Raw genomic sequence first — 14228 nt, 5'->3', positions numbered from 1 at the left:
GTCAGAGTCACGTTTCGATGCATTCAAAACGTGCTTCGCCGACAAAGCAGAATGCTGTGATATTTCCGTCACGCATACCGGGCGCAAGCGCCCGGATGCAACCCATCAGCGTGTCACGGGCTGACTGGAATAGGCCGCGTCCGACTGATCCAGCCGCGAGGTGCGCAGGCCAGTGGCGCGTCGGGGCGGCAGGGGAGCCCGGATATTGGTCGGCGAATCCGGCACGACCGACGCCACCGGCGTGGTTTCCTGCGCCTGTTCCGGCTGCTGCTGCGAGCCTCCGATCAACGGAACGAAGCTGAGAGCCCGCTGATAGAAGGGCACGGCGGCAGGCGCGGCAGGGGTAGGGGCAACCGCAGACGGCGCAGCGATCGCCACGGGTGCGGCTGCAGTGCCTGCAGTGGCCTTGGCGACCTGCGTTGCGGCAGCCGATGCCGGCTTTCCAGCCACGGCCCTTGGCTGCGCCTCGACCTTGGCCGGGCCCGACTTGGCGATGCTGGCGGTCTCGGCCGGATTCACGTCGGGCGCAGCAGCGACCGCGGCGAGCACGGCGTCGTTATCGGCCGACGCTGCCCGAAACTCGGCTTTCGGCTTGCCCAGATTATCGAGCACGAGCACGCGCGGACCGCCGGTGATGGCGTCGGGCCGGCTGACCCCGACATCGCGCGAGGCCCAGCTCGCCGTGCGGTTCAGCGAATCGGATCCGCCCGCGACGAGCGTGCGCTTGAAGGAGGCGTGCGAGTCGCCGTCGTCATAGATCAGCTTGATCGCGGGCGTGCCCTTGGCGACGAGCGCAGCGACCTGAACCTCGTCCTGCTGGCGCTTCTGCTGCACGGCCTGGACGACGGAGGAATCCGAGCCGGTGCTGAAGACATAACGGCCGCCCGCCACCGAGACCGGCGGCTCGTCCTTCGTCACCTCGAAATAGTCGGTGCCTTCCTTCAGGTTCTTCCAGAAGGCGATGTTGGAATCGAGCCGGTGCTTGGCCAGATTCTCCGGCGTCATGCGGAAGGGCAGCGCCTGCATCTGCACCGCCTTCTGGCCGGCATTCTGGGCCTCGCGGACAAGCGCGTAGATCTCGCCGATCTGATCGTCGGTCATCGAATAGCAACCGGCCGAGGAGCAGGCGCCATGCACCATCAGATGCGCGCCGGTGCGGCCATAGGAACGGTCATAGGCGTTGGGGTAGCCCATGTTGAAGGAGACGTAATAGGCCGAGTTCGGGTTCATCTGCGCCGGCGTGATGGCGTAGAAGCCTTCCGGCGCCATGCGGTCGCCTTCACGGACCTTCGGGCCGAGCTGGCCGGACCAGCGGCACATCGGGAAGGTCTTGAGCAGCGCATATTGCCCGTCGGCCTTGCGCTTCCAGATCTCGAGCTCCGACTCCTTCTTGTAGGAGCGGATCAGGATCGGCTGATCCTTGCTCATGCCCTTCTCGGACATGAGCGTATAGGTCGCCGACGGAATCGGGATGTTGTGCCTGGCGGAGCCGCGGTAACGGTCCTCCTCGCAAGCGCCCAGCGACAATGCAACGAAAGCCACGAGCGCGAAGTGCTTGAATGCCACGTCGTCAATCCCATCGAACGGCCGGCGGAAGCACGACCACTGACTATGCAACACGGCCAAATTGTGCCGGCTGCCCAGTTGTAGAAGCGTTAGCCTTGAGGGTTCCTTACCACAGGCTGCTCCGTCATAGCCATATGGTCAACGCCTTCCTAACGGCGGCGGCCGTCGACACACCGCAAAAAGGCTTCCCCTAACGTCAGATCGTCCGCCCGATGGCGAGGAATTTTTCCGCCCTGCGGCTTACGATATCGTCAGCGCCCACGCCTGCGAAATCCGACAGCGCCGAGGCGATGGCATCGCCCGCCCGCACCATCGCCATCTGAGGATCGCGATGCGCGCCGCCCGCCGGCTCGCTGATGATGCGATCGATGACGCCGAATTTCAGCAGGTCCTGCGCAGTGATCTTCATGCCGGTCGCAGCGTCCTGCGCGCGCTTGGTATCGCGCCAGAGAATCGAGGCCGCGCCTTCCGGCGAGATCACCGAATAGATTGCATGCTCCAGCATCAGCACGCGGCTGGCGGCGGCGATCGCGATCGCACCGCCCGAGCCGCCCTCGCCGATCACCAGCGCCACGCTCGGCGTGCGCAAGCCCAGGCAGGCTTCGGTCGAGCGCGCGATCGCCTCGGCCTGGCCGCGCTCCTCCGCCTCGATACCGGGATAGGCGCCAGCCGTATCGATGAAGCTCAGCACCGGCAGCCCGAAACGACCGGCCATCTCCATCAGGCGCACCGCCTTGCGATAGCCCTCGGGCTTGGGCATGCCGAAATTGTGCCGGATGCGGGTCTCGGTCGAGTCGCCCTTCTCCTGCCCGACAATGCAGACGGCTTCGCCGCGAAAGCGGCCGAAACCGCCCACGATCGCCTCATCCTCGCCGAAAGCCCGGTCGCCCGCGAGCGGCGTGAACTCGCTGAACAGCGCTGCGCAGTAATCCTTGAAGTGCGGGCGCTGCGGATGGCGCGCGACCAGCGTCTTCTGCCAAGGCGTCAGCGCGGCATAGATCTCTTTCAACGCCTGATTGGCCTTGGCGTCGAGCTTGCCGATCTCCTCGGAGAGCGCATAGCCTTCACCCTTCGCCTCGAGGGCGCGCAATTCATCCGCCTTCGCCTCGAGTTCGGCGACCGGTTTTTCGAAATCCAAATAGCTTCGCATCGTGATCCAGTTCAGGTTCCGCGCCGGCAGGTCCGCGCGTGGCGCATGGGCGGAACCGGGTTCGCGAAAAGCGGCGGACCTTGGCCGCGCGTCGCGGCCGTTGTCAACCCGCCGCGCCGTCTCCAGGCGGGTTTGCCGCGCGCTGGGTCGGGGTCGGTCGCGGCAGCAGGATCGGCCGGAAGGCAAAGCTGCGCCGCGTCGCGCGCAAGGGCGCGCGACGATAGAACTGCTTGGTGGCATCGATGACATGGACGCCGGCGAAGGGCAGGGACAACCCTGCACCGGCCCGCTCCCAGGCGGGCGCCGAACGCATCAGCAGATGCCGCTTCAGCGGCGGAACGTAGAGCGCCTCGGCCCAGTTCTCGGGCGAGAATTCGGCGGCGCGCATCAGCGCCTGGAGCTGCGAGCGGCTGAACGGGCGGCCATGGCCGAAGGGCGTGCCGTCCATCCGCGCCCAGAGTCCGCGGCGATTGGGCACGACGACGATCATCCGTCCCCCCGGCGAGAGCACGCGTCCAACCTCTTCCAGCAGATCGTCGGGGCTCTCGGTCTCCTCCAGCGCATGCACCAGCACAACCCTGTCGACCGAGGCCGTAGGCAAGGGCAGCAAGGTCGGCTCGACCAGCGCGGAGGCCGACAAGCCCTCGGAGGGCCAGTTCACCACGCCTTGCGCCGCCGGCATGAAGGCAAGCACCCGTTCGGCGCCAAGGCCGAGCACGGAGAGATAAGGCGTGGAGAACCCGAGCCCCAGCACGCGCTGGCGCGAGCAATCGGGCCAGAAGCGCAGCATCGCCCGGCCGATGAACCGCCGCGCGACGTGGCCGAGCGGGCTGGCGTAGAAGGCGCGAAGATCGACGACGTCGAGTGGCATGAACCTGAGATGGAACGGCAGCGCAGCCAAAGCAAGGGCTGCAAGCGAAGGCTGCAAGTGAAGGCCGCAAGTGAAGGCCGCAAGTGAAGGCTCGGCTGAACGGCCCCTCCCCCCGCCTGCTGTGGGGAGGCTTGAACCTGACGCCACAACCCGAGTGGCTTACAAGCGCCTGCGACTTGCAAGCCACTCGACTTGATAGAAGCCGGGCCATGGCGCATTCAGGGCAGCTCCCTGTCCTGCCCCCCGTGCCGGAGCCTCCCATGTCCCTCGATCTCCATATCTTCCGCACCCTCAGCGACAATGCCGGCGCGTTGATCTTCGACCCAGTGACGAAGGCCTGCGCGGCTGTCGACGTGCCTGATGCCGCTCCCGTCCTCGCCGCCGCCAAGGCCAAGGGCTGGACGATCAGCGACATCTTCGTCACCCACGCCCATCACGACCATACGCAGGGCGTGGCCGAGTTGAAGGAGGCAACCGGAGCTTTCGTCTGCGGGCCGGCCGACGCCGCCGATTCCGCCCCGCTCGACCGCATTCTCGGCGAGGGCGACCGTGTCGAGCTCGGCAATGACAGCTTCGAGATCTGGCACACGCCGGGCCATTCCAACGGCCACCTGACCTTCGCCAGCATCGGTGCCAAGCTGGCGCTCGTCGGCGATGTCGTCTTCGTCATGGGCTGCGGGCGGGTCCAGCCTGGCCAGATGGGGGCGATGTGGACCTCGCTCGATCGCATCATGGCATTGCCCGACGATGTCCGCCTGATCACCGGCCATGACTACACGCTGTCCAATGCCCGTTTCGCCATCGCGATGGACCCAGCCAACGCAGCACTCAAGGCCCGCTATGCGCAAGCCGAAGCCGCCAAGGCGGAAGGCCGCTTCTGGGCACTGACCACGATCGGCGAGGAGAAGGCGACCAACCCCTTCTTCCGCGCCGGAGAGGCTGCGCTTGCAGCGGCAGTCGGCAAGGCCGGCGCCGCTCCCGGCGAGGTTTTTGCAGCGCTGCGCGAAGCCAAGAATACATTCTGAGGACAGCTGGCATGAATTCCTCGCTCGACGGCCTGAGCGCGGCCGAGATCATCCGCCTGCTCGACCTCAAGCCCCATCCGGAAGGCGGCCATTACCGCGAGACCTTCCGCGACGAGGCCGGTCCGGAAGGGCGAGGCTTCTCCACCGCGATCTATTACCTGCTCGACACCGGCGAGACCTCGGAATGGCACCGGGTCGATGCCGCCGAGATCTGGCATCATTATGCCGGCGCGCCGCTGGTGATCAGCATCTCGCCCAATGGCCATGACGCCTCGGCGCATCATCTCGGTCCCGACCTGAGAGCCGGGCAGCGGCCGCAATTCGTGGTGCCGGCGGGCACTTGGCAGAGCGCCACCTCGCTCGGCGCCTGGACGCTGGTCGGCTGCACGGTCGCGCCCGGCTTCGCCTTTTCCGGTTTCGAGATGGCGCCACCGGACTGGCGTCCAACGCCGCGCAAGCCCTGGGGAGCCTGATGATATCCGATGATGCCGACGACCTCGCGCTGGCGCTCGAATGCGAGCGGCGCATCGTCAATGCCTGGCCTGCGCCCGCGACCCTGCTGATCGACGACTGGGTCGTGCGCTTCGCCAATGGCTATTCCGGCCGGGCCAACGCCGCCACGCCGCTGAAGCCCGGCGCGGAACTCGACGAGGCGACGCTGGCGATGATCGAGGAGCTCTACCGCGCCGACGGGCTGCCGCCTTCCGTGCGCCTGACGCCACTGACCGGTGAAGCGACGCGCGCCGAGGTGATCGCGCGCGGCTATCGCCTCAAGGATGCGTCCTTCGGCATGATCGCGAAACTCGACGGCGTCGCGCCCGAGATCGACCCCGAACTCCAGATCGAGGCGCGCCCGAGCGCAGACTGGATCGCCGGCGTCGCCGCGCGCCAGAGCGGCGTGAAGACCCATATCGGGAACCTCGCCGCCATCGTCGAGAGGATCAGGATGCCGGCCGCCTTCGCGACCTTGCTGATCGCCGGCGAGCCCGTCGCCTATGGCATGAGCGTCGCCGAGCGCGGCATGGCCGAGATCGGCACGATCGTGGTCGACGCCAACCATCGCGGTCATGGCTTGGGTCGGCGCATCGTCTCCGGGCTGATGTCCTGGGCGCGCCTCATGGACTGCAGTAGCGCCTATCTCCAGGTGGACCAGACCAATGAGGTCGCGATCGGCCTCTACGACCGCCTCGGCTTCCGCCGGCTCTACGCTTACGAGACGCGCATCCTGGATTGACCTGCCAGGAGGCCGTCGCTCAGCGGGTCAGCAGCGCCGTGCCGTAAAGCCCGATCGCGAAGACGATGTGGCCGACGATGTTCAGCGCCCGGATCGTCCAGGCGTTGGGCTTCCTGGAGGCGGCGATGCCCGCCCCCATGCCCGGCTGCAGGATGAACCAGCCGCAGCCGACAGTGACGAGGCCGACGATCAGCGCGGGGCCGAAAGTCGGGCTGCGCGACCAGCCGAGCCCCCAAAGCGCCAGGAGAACGGCGGCGAAGAGAATGCCGACGGCGTAATGGAACGCCCAGCCGATCGCGAGTTCATTTGCGACAGGCTGCGCGCGCCCGATGTCCTCATGCGCGAACTGTCCGCGCAGCAGATGCGCGAACCAGCGTCCCGGCATCGCCCAGTTCGGCGCAGGCCAGCCGGCCACGCGTTGCAGCAATTGCGCCCAGATATCGAGCAGCAAGGTGGCGCCAGCGCCGATCACGATCGCGCGGATCAGGAATTCCATCGTCGTCGCCCCCTAGAGACGGATTGGTCCGCGTTGCGAGGATCGTTCCCGCATCGTCTTTCGGCCAACCCTGTCGCCATGGAGCGGATATCGGCGCGGCCGGTCAAGCGCCCTGCACTCATGCGGGACATGCAAGGACGGCTCCGAACAAGCCTCCCCGGGGAACCCTGCGAGCCGCCCGGGGTTGCCTGACTGAACCACAGGACAAGGGATATTCGCATGGGCGCCGCCACGGCCGACACGACGAGCAATCACGGAAGCCATGGCTCGGCGGAACTGCCCTCCGTCCATCTGACCAGCTACAACCTCGAAATCCGCGATCAGGACGGCTTCATCGGCGACAAGGCGAGCCGCGGCGCCTTCGTCGACCACCTCGATGCGCTGCGCCGGCATTTGCGCAAGACCGGCGACGATCCGCTCGCCGGCGACACGGCCGCGCTCAGCAAGAAGGAACTGGACGAGCTGCTGCTCAAGGGCGAACCGCACGAGGCTGCGCTCGTGCTGAGCGCGATCGAAAGCTTCGCCCAGTCGCTCGCCTTCGTCATCCGCCGCTTCATCAAGCTCAAATCCTGGGCGCCCGTCGAACGCATCGCCATCGGCGGCGGCTTTCGCGAAAGCCGTATCGGCGAGCTCGCCATCGGCCGCGCCGGCATCATCCTCCACACCGAGGGACGCGGGATCGACCTCAGGCCGATCCGCCATCATCCCGACGAGGCCGGGCTCGTCGGCAGCGCCCATCTCGCGCCGTCATGGATCTTCGAGGCCTATGACAGCCTCGTCGCGGTCGATATCGGCGGCTCGAACATCCGCGCCGGCATCGTCGAACTGCGCCAGGACAAGGCGCCGGATCTGAGCAAGGCACGTGTCTGGGAATCGGAACTCTGGCGCCATATCGACGAGGAGCCCAGCCGCGATGAAGCGATCAAGCGCCTCGGCAAGATGCTGAACGGCCAGATCCGGCAGGCCCGCAAGGCTGGATTGCGCGTCGCGCCCTTCATCGGCCTCGGCTGCCCAGGCCTGATCGAACCCGACGGATCGATCGACCGCGGCGCGCAGAACCTGCCCGGCAATTGGGAAAGCAGCCGCTTCAACCTCGTCGACAGTATCCGCGAGATGGTGCCCGAGATCGGCGAGCATGAAACCCAGATCGTGATGCACAACGACGCCGTCATCCAGGGCCTGAGCGAAATGCCGGGGATGCAGGACGTCGAGCACTGGGCCGTGCTGACGATCGGCACCGGGCTCGGCAATGCGAGCTACCGGAACCGGACCAAGCCGAAACGGCAGGACAAGACCTGACATGTCCGGGAGGTGCGTGGAGCGCGGGGCCGGGCTAAGCTCGTGTCGTGACGTGGTATCGCGCCGCTTCGGGGCGCAGCGGGCGCGATGAGGTTTGCGATGCGATGGTCGCTGGTAATGGCCGCAATGCTGGGCAGCGTCGTTCTCGCCGTGCCGGCGATGTCCCAGCAGGTGCTTCGCACGGAACCGCCAGCCGGCCAGCTCAAGGGCGGCGAGGTGATTCTGGTCGATGACGGGCGCTGCCCGCAGGGACAGGTCCGCGAGGTGACCGGGGCGAGACAGCAGAAGACCCGCGACTCGCTGGCTTCGGCGACGTCTGGCTCAACTCGCTCGCGCCGCTGCGTCCAGCGACCGCGCTGAGGACAGGGTCCGTCCTGGAGCAGGATGCGAAAAAGTGGGAACCGGTTTTTCGCGTCGATCCTGCTCTAACGCTTTGATGAGAGCGTTTTCGAGCGAAGTGGAAACCGCTTCCCCCGCGACAAACGCGAAGCGTTTGCGCGGAGAAAACGCGTTAAAATGAAAGGCAGGAGCAATTGAACGATCCAATTGGATCGGAAATTGCTCTAGAACCCGTCTTCGCGACGATGGCAGCGCTGCAGAAGCCCGGCGAAACGAATTTCGGCTCAACCAAATGTCGGAAAGCGGCGGATTTCCCGCTTCGACGCCATCTTCATGTCCTGTTTGTCGTCAATGACGGCCGCGTGCCATCGACCTGCCGGTCGCAGGCATCACCGCAATGTGCTGTTTTCTCCGCCAGCAGCCCCATCTGCGCAACAAGGTTCTCCCATTGCCGGCCATCACGCATTTTTCCTCATCGCCTTGCCTTGAAGACGCTCGCAAGGCGAGGGTTGGCCTCACCGCGAATCAATCTCAGCGAGGCCCGACCGGAATGCCTGCGCAGGCGGGGCAAGCCCCCTCTCCCACCCGAGACCATGGCCGCATCGCGCCTGCCCGGCGCAGGCTCACGGCCTTGCTGGCGGCTGCACTGTTTGCCCTCCTGCTCGGTGCGCTTCAGGCTTTTGCCCAAACGCCCGACCCCAATCCCGGCCGGGCAAGACTCGACGCCGCGCGCCTTGAGCTGAACCAGATCGAGACGACGCTGGCGGCCCCGAGCCCAAGCGATGCCGACCTGCAGCGCCAGAGGCTGCGCTTGCAGCCGCTCCTGGAGCAATTGCGCGGAATCGTCGAAGAGCAGGGACCCCGCGTCGACCAAGCCAAATTGCGGCTCGACCAGCTCGGCGCCAAGCCCGACGCCAGCGCGCCGCCTGAAAGCGCCGAGGTCGCGCGCGAACGCGACGCCCGCACCAAGGCCTTCGCCGACGCCGACGAGACGATGAAGATCGCCCGCGCGGCACAGCTCCAGGCCGAGCAGCTCCAGACCGGCATCAGCGACAAGCGCCGCGATCTCTTCGCCAAGGCGCTCTTCGCGCCAGGCCCGTCGATCCTCAACCCGGAACTCTGGAGCAATGCGCTGACCACCTTGCCGGAGGATCTGCGCGCCTCCGGCTATATCTTCGGTGGCTGGCTCTCGGTCTTCGGCGATGCCTTGTCAGGAGCGCGCGGTCTGTTCGTCGCGGTCTCTTTCATCGGCGCGATCCTGCTCTACGTCGCCCGCGCCCGCTACCTGCCGCGCTTCAAGGCGCATGTCGGCGCGACGGAAGACCCCGGCAGCCTGCATTGCCTTTATGTCGCGCTCACCCATCTCGTCGCCGGCGCCGCCCCTCCCGCTTTGGCGAGCTGGCTGATCTATTCCGCGCTCAATACCACCGGATTGCTGCCGCCGCGCATCCAGCCCGTGGTCTGGGCCGTGGTGATCGGGCTCGCCAGCTTCGCCTTCATCCAGGCCTTGGCCGACGCTCTCTTCGCACCCGGTACGCCGCAGCGCCGCCTCGTCAGCGTGATGGATTCGACCGCGCGCACCGTCGTCTGGATCGCAAGCTCGCTCGCGCTGGTGATGTCGATCGGCAAGGTGATGGAAGCCTGGCTGCAGGCGATCGCGGCCGGGCTCGCGGTCTCGATCCTGATCAAGGGCACCCTCGCCATCATCTTCGCGCTGACCCTGATCGCGGGCCTCTATCGATTGCGCGACGACGACGAGGTCGAGGAGGAGGCTTGCCTGGGTCCCTATGTGCCCGTCGATGGCGCCAGCCTCGGCCCCGTGCGGATCCTGGGCTGGGTCGTCGGCCTCGTCATCGTGCTGGCGGCGCTCAGCGGCTATGTCGTCTTCGCGACCTTCCTGACCGAACAGGTGCTCTGGATCGGCGTCCTCGCCTGCCTGTTCATGCTGATTTATCAGTTCCTCGAACTCGGTATCGCCCGGACACTGACCGGCAAGGGCCGCTTCGCCCTGACGCTGAAAGCCGGCATCGGCATTCGCGAGGCGACGCTGCAGAAGATCGCGGTGGTCGGCACCGGTCTTCTCAAGCTGATCCTGATCATCATCACGATCATGCTGGCGCTGGCGCCCTGGGGGCTGGAATCGGCCGATTTCTTCTCCTCTCTGCGCGCCGCCTTCTTCGGCTTCCAGGTCGGCGGCGTCACCGTCTCGCTGTCCTCGATCATCATCGCCGCCTTCCTCTTCGCGCTCGGCCTGATGGCGACGCGCTCGATGCAGGGCTGGCTCGACGGCAAATTCCTGCCGACGACGAAGCTCGACACCGGACTGCGCAATTCGATCACCACCGCCGCCGGCTATCTCGGCTACGCGGCAGCGGTCGCGCTCGCCTTCTCGTCGCTGGGCCTCAGTCTCGAACGATTGACCTTGGTCGCCAGCGCGCTCTCGGTCGGTATCGGTTTCGGCCTGCAATCGGTGGTGTCGAATTTCGTCTCCGGCCTGATCCTGCTGTGGGAGCGCCCGATCCGCGTCGGCGATCAGGTGGTCGTCGGCGACGCGGAAGGCATCGTCAAGAAGATCAACGTGCGCTCGACCGAGATCGCGACCTTCGACCGCTCATCGGTGATCGTGCCCAATTCGAACCTGATCTCGGGCGTCGTCCGCAACCGGGTCCGCAACGACCGGACCGGACGCGTGCTGATCTCGATTTCGGTGCCGCGCACCTATGACCCCGCCGAGGTCCGCACCATGCTGTCGGAGGCGGCCACCGCGCATGGCGACGTGCTGCAGAAACCGCCGCCGAACGTGCTGTTCAAGAAGCTCGGCACCACGACGATGGATTTCGACCTGATCTGCGTCGTCGCCGAGGTCGATATCGTCGGCCGTGTGACCAGCGACCTCAACTATGTCATCCACAAGCGCCTGGCCGAGATGGAGGTCGCGCCGCCTGTCCCCGAACTCGCGGTCAAGGGACTGGAAGGTATCGAGCAATCGCTCGCCGGCATCGCCAAGGCGGTCGGGCGCGAGATCGAGGCGCGCAAGCCGGCCAAACCCGCCGCGCCGGTCCGTCGCGCGCGGCAACACAAGATCGAAGACGAATCCACGGAGGAGGCGCCTCCGGAGCCGCAGCCCTCGCCCGAACCGGCCAGGGACTTCGCGAAAGACGACAGCAAGGAATGATGCGATGTTTTGTTTCCCACGCGGCGAGCGGAAAGCTCTCGCCGTGACCTGTCCTGCGTTGCTCGCCGGCGCGCTCGCGGTCCTGAACTTCGCCGGCTGTACGGAAGCCCCCCGCACCGGTCAGCCGGCCTTCTACCGCGACCTCGGCTCGGCCTCGGCCCGCGTCGACGCAGGCGAGGCGCGCGCCATGATCTCGGCCTATCGGATGAATGCCGGGCTGAACGCGCTGACGCTCGACCCGGCCCTCAACGCCGCGGCCCAGGAAGAGGCGAGCGCCATGGCGGCCGCCGACAAGCCGGCCCAGGCGGAGGCCGTGAAGGCGCGCCTCGCCCGTGCCGGACAAGAGGGGGCGGAAGCCAATCTCTCGGCCGGCTATCGGCGATTGGCGGAAGCCTTCTCCGGCTGGCGCGATTCGCCCCAGCACGACCGCGTCATGAAGACGCCGGGCGCGACCCGCATGGGTATTGCGACCGCCTATGCGCCGGGCTCGAAATATCAGGTCTACTGGGCGCTGATCCTCGCGCCCTGAGCGAGAGCGAGAGATTGCCCGCGCCCAGAGTCGGAGCAGGATCAATAGTCTCTAGTCATTCGATCGCGAAATCGAAGATCGTCTTCGGAAAGGGCTCGTTCGCCAGGGTGAAATGCCACCATTCGCGGCCATAGCCGCGAAACCCCTCGGCCTTCATCGCGTCTCGCAGAATCGTCCTGTGCCTGAGCGCGTCTCGGCCGACAGACGGATCGCGGCCGGCGCTTTTTGCCGAAAAGCAGTCGAAGCTTGTCCCAAAATCGAGGCTCGTTTCCTGCGGGCGCTGCTGGAGGGGACCATCGCAACGCCCGCCACCTGCGGGCATCGGCAAGGCAGGCTCAACGCGGCTGACGAGGCCGACATCAACGGTCGATCCGCGCGAATGGCTCGACACCGAGGCGATGAAGCCGCGCGCGACCAGCATGTCCTTGGCAATATCGGGATGGAAGATCCGTCCGAAATCGCTCGCCTTCCCGTCCTGCGCCCAGACCAGAAAGGCCCGGACCGCCCGTGCCGGCCGGTAGCAATCGAACAGTTTCAGCGCATAGCCGGACGTGCCCAGCCGCGCCTCCACGCGGATCAGGGCCTGCCCCGCCGCCTGCGTCAGCACGCAATCGGCGCGGCCATAGCCGGCGACAGCGGCGCCGGTGAAATTGAAGGCGGATGCGTAGCGGATGTCCTGGCGTATCCCGGGAGCGATCTCGCGCAGGCGGATGAAGCCGTCCGGCAGCGCCTCGCCGGCCTTGGCGGGCGCGAGCGCGACTAAAAGTAGACAGCAGATCCAACCAAACCGCCAGAACAGGTTCATCGCCGCATCATGTCCCGCGCCCCAACTGCGCGCGAGCCCCTTTCGCGGAAGCCGACAGGGGCGGCCTCTACGGCTTAGCCCCGAACGGCAAGGGCGGCGCATCCGCCTTCAGCACGATGCCGACGCGGCGGTTGAACGCAAGGTAAGGGTTGTCCTTGATCAGCGGATCGGTATCGCCCTTGCCGGTGACCGAGGCGAAGCGCTCATTGGGCACGCCGGCATTGGCCAGGATCTCGCGCACTGCCGCCGCGCGGCCGACGGACAAGGTCCAGGGATCGCCCTCCGGCGACTGGCCCGGACGCGGCGTCGCCGTATGTCCGGTCAGCGTGATCTTGTTGGGCATGCGCCTCAATGAGGGCGCCACCGCCGCCAGCACCTTGCGCATGCGTTCATTGGGCTGGCTCGAGCCTTCCGCGAACATGGCGCGGCCGTCCTGATCGACCAGCTGGATGTCGATGCCCGATTCCGAGACTTCGACCAGGATGTTGCGCGAAACTTCCGCGATCTCCGGCATCTCGCGCAAGGCCTGGCGCAGCGAGGCAGCGGCGAGCGCGAAACCGCGATCATGCGTCGCCGCGATCAGCCCGTCTTCCTTCTGGTTGTTGTGGTTGGGCGCGGTCGTGTCGGAGGCGTCCTCCAGCGGCCGGATATAGGCGTTCTTGATATGGGTCTTGGTCGGGATGCCGTCGACCTCGACGATGCCAGCCAGCCGCATGTCCTTTTGCGTGCCGAAGGCCTCGCGCATCGAGCCCGCGACGATCTGCATCTTGTTCTTGTCCTGGCTCGAATAGGCCGCGACCATGACGAAGAACGCCATCAGCAGCGCCATCAGATCGGCGAAGGTCACGAACCAGCCGTGACCGCCATGAGCTCCGCGCTTCTTCTTCGCCACGGCTCAGGTCCCGTTCACGCCGCTTCCGCCATCTCCGCCCGATGATGGTCGGGCAGATAGGCGAGCAGCATTTCGCGCACCAGCGTTGCGCTCTTGGCGTCGCGCATCTGGAGCACGCCGTCGATGATCAGCGTGCGCGAGATCTCCTCCTCCTCGAGCTTGATATGCAGCTTGTCGGCGATCGGCAGGGTGATCATGTTGGCGACCAGCGCGCCGTAGAGCGTGGCGAGCAAGGCCGTCGCCATCGCCGGGCCGAGCTTGGACGGGTCGCTCATATTGGCGAACATCGAGACCATGCCGATGATGGTGCCAACCATGCCCCAGGCCGGGGCGCAGTCGCCGATGGCGCGATAGACCTTCGAGCCTTCATCGAGCCGCTGCAGGAAGTTGTCGCGGTCGCGCTCCATCGTGTCGCGGATGAAATCCTTGTCGTAGCCGTCGGCGATATAGCGCAGCCCCTGCGCGAGGAACGTGTCGGAAACCTCGACGCTTTCCAGAGCCACCGGCCCGCTCTTGCGGGCGATCTCGGCGACGCGGGTGATCTCCTCGATCAGCTCGCGCGGATTGACCGAACGCAGGGTGAAGGCGAAGCGCAGGCCCATCGGCAGGCCATGTGCGATCACCGAGAACGGGAACCGCACCATGGTGGCAGCGGTAGCGCCGCCGAAGATGATGATGATGGCGTGCTTGTCGTAATAAGCGGCGAAGTTGCCGCCATCGATGATAATCAGCGAGCAGATCGTGGCGATACCGGCGAGAATGCCGACGCCAGTTGCGATATCCATGGAAACCACCTCGATCCGGCCGATGCGCGCCGCCCGAAGCGGCCCCGCTTCTGCAGCGCAAA

14 protein-coding genes are annotated in these 14228 nt (G+C 66.3%); 7 read left to right on the top strand and 7 right to left on the bottom strand.

Features of this window, described 5'->3' with window-relative positions:
* Positions 1–105: 105 nt before the first annotated feature.
* From ACSQ3P_RS28630 to ACSQ3P_RS28620, 3 genes are all read right to left on the bottom strand, one after another.
* Complete coding sequence (locus ACSQ3P_RS28630; protein ID WP_436168837.1) at positions 106–1566, bottom strand: L,D-transpeptidase family protein; 1461 nt, start codon at positions 1564–1566, stop codon at positions 106–108.
* A gap of 196 nt (positions 1567–1762) precedes the next feature.
* The gene (locus tag ACSQ3P_RS28625) at positions 1763–2716 is read right to left on the bottom strand and encodes an acetyl-CoA carboxylase carboxyltransferase subunit alpha (RefSeq protein ID WP_436168836.1); all 954 of its coding nucleotides are present in this window, start codon (positions 2714–2716) and stop codon (positions 1763–1765) included.
* A 103-nt stretch (positions 2717–2819) separates the two neighbouring features.
* Positions 2820–3587 carry a class I SAM-dependent methyltransferase gene (locus ACSQ3P_RS28620; RefSeq protein ID WP_310146389.1) on the bottom strand — a complete coding sequence of 256 codons (768 nt, stop codon included), beginning with the start codon at positions 3585–3587 and terminating at the stop codon, positions 2820–2822.
* 260 nt (positions 3588–3847) lie between these two features.
* Between ACSQ3P_RS28620 and gloB the strand changes: the two genes are divergently transcribed.
* From gloB to ACSQ3P_RS28605, 3 genes are read left to right on the top strand one after another with little or no spacing between them, the layout of a single operon-like run.
* A complete protein-coding gene (gene gloB, locus ACSQ3P_RS28615) occupies positions 3848–4612 on the top strand; it encodes a hydroxyacylglutathione hydrolase (protein ID WP_436168835.1) in 765 nt (254 codons plus the stop codon).
* Between the two features lie 11 nt (positions 4613–4623).
* A complete protein-coding gene (locus ACSQ3P_RS28610) occupies positions 4624–5085 on the top strand; it encodes a cupin domain-containing protein (RefSeq protein WP_436168834.1) in 462 nt (153 codons plus the stop codon).
* A complete protein-coding gene (locus ACSQ3P_RS28605; RefSeq protein WP_436168833.1) occupies positions 5085–5846 on the top strand; it encodes a GNAT family N-acetyltransferase in 762 nt (253 codons plus the stop codon). The genes ACSQ3P_RS28610 and ACSQ3P_RS28605 overlap by 1 nt, the downstream gene beginning before the upstream one ends.
* A gap of 19 nt (positions 5847–5865) precedes the next feature.
* On the opposite strand, the gene ACSQ3P_RS28600 is transcribed toward ACSQ3P_RS28605, so the two are convergent.
* Entirely contained in the window at positions 5866–6342 is a 477-nt protein-coding gene (locus tag ACSQ3P_RS28600; RefSeq protein WP_311912804.1) for a DUF2938 domain-containing protein, read from the bottom strand.
* A gap of 219 nt (positions 6343–6561) precedes the next feature.
* Between ACSQ3P_RS28600 and ACSQ3P_RS28595 the strand changes: the two genes are divergently transcribed.
* The 4 genes from ACSQ3P_RS28595 to ACSQ3P_RS28580 all read left to right on the top strand — a co-directional run bounded on the left by ACSQ3P_RS28595 (position 6562) and on the right by ACSQ3P_RS28580 (position 11684).
* Positions 6562–7641, top strand: a complete 1080-nt coding sequence (locus tag ACSQ3P_RS28595) for an ROK family protein (protein WP_436168832.1) — start codon at positions 6562–6564, stop codon at positions 7639–7641.
* A 99-nt stretch (positions 7642–7740) separates the two neighbouring features.
* On the top strand, positions 7741–8001 hold the full coding sequence (locus ACSQ3P_RS28590) for a DUF6719 family protein (RefSeq protein ID WP_436168831.1): 261 nt from the start codon (positions 7741–7743) through the stop codon (positions 7999–8001).
* A gap of 529 nt (positions 8002–8530) precedes the next feature.
* Positions 8531–11155, top strand: coding sequence for a DUF3772 domain-containing protein (locus ACSQ3P_RS28585; RefSeq protein WP_436168830.1), 2625 nt, complete (start codon positions 8531–8533; stop codon positions 11153–11155).
* Between the two features lie 4 nt (positions 11156–11159).
* Complete coding sequence (locus ACSQ3P_RS28580; protein ID WP_436168829.1) at positions 11160–11684, top strand: CAP domain-containing protein; 525 nt, start codon at positions 11160–11162, stop codon at positions 11682–11684.
* A gap of 55 nt (positions 11685–11739) precedes the next feature.
* On the opposite strand, the gene ACSQ3P_RS28575 is transcribed toward ACSQ3P_RS28580, so the two are convergent.
* The 3 genes from ACSQ3P_RS28575 to ACSQ3P_RS28565 all read right to left on the bottom strand — a co-directional run bounded on the left by ACSQ3P_RS28575 (position 11740) and on the right by ACSQ3P_RS28565 (position 14166).
* Positions 11740–12489 carry a M15 family metallopeptidase gene (locus ACSQ3P_RS28575; protein ID WP_436168828.1) on the bottom strand — a complete coding sequence of 250 codons (750 nt, stop codon included), beginning with the start codon at positions 12487–12489 and terminating at the stop codon, positions 11740–11742.
* Between the two features lie 67 nt (positions 12490–12556).
* A complete protein-coding gene (locus ACSQ3P_RS28570) occupies positions 12557–13381 on the bottom strand; it encodes an OmpA/MotB family protein (RefSeq protein WP_436168827.1) in 825 nt (274 codons plus the stop codon).
* Positions 13382–13395: 14 nt separating this feature from the next.
* On the bottom strand, positions 13396–14166 hold the full coding sequence (locus ACSQ3P_RS28565) for a motility protein A (RefSeq protein ID WP_069688606.1): 771 nt from the start codon (positions 14164–14166) through the stop codon (positions 13396–13398).
* Positions 14167–14228 lie beyond the last annotated feature (62 nt).

It is taken from the genome of Allobosea sp. LjRoot9 (genome assembly GCF_964252745.1).
Classification (GTDB): Bacteria; Pseudomonadota; Alphaproteobacteria; order Rhizobiales; family Beijerinckiaceae; genus Allobosea.
This window is presented reverse-complemented; position numbering and strand designations above follow the sequence as displayed.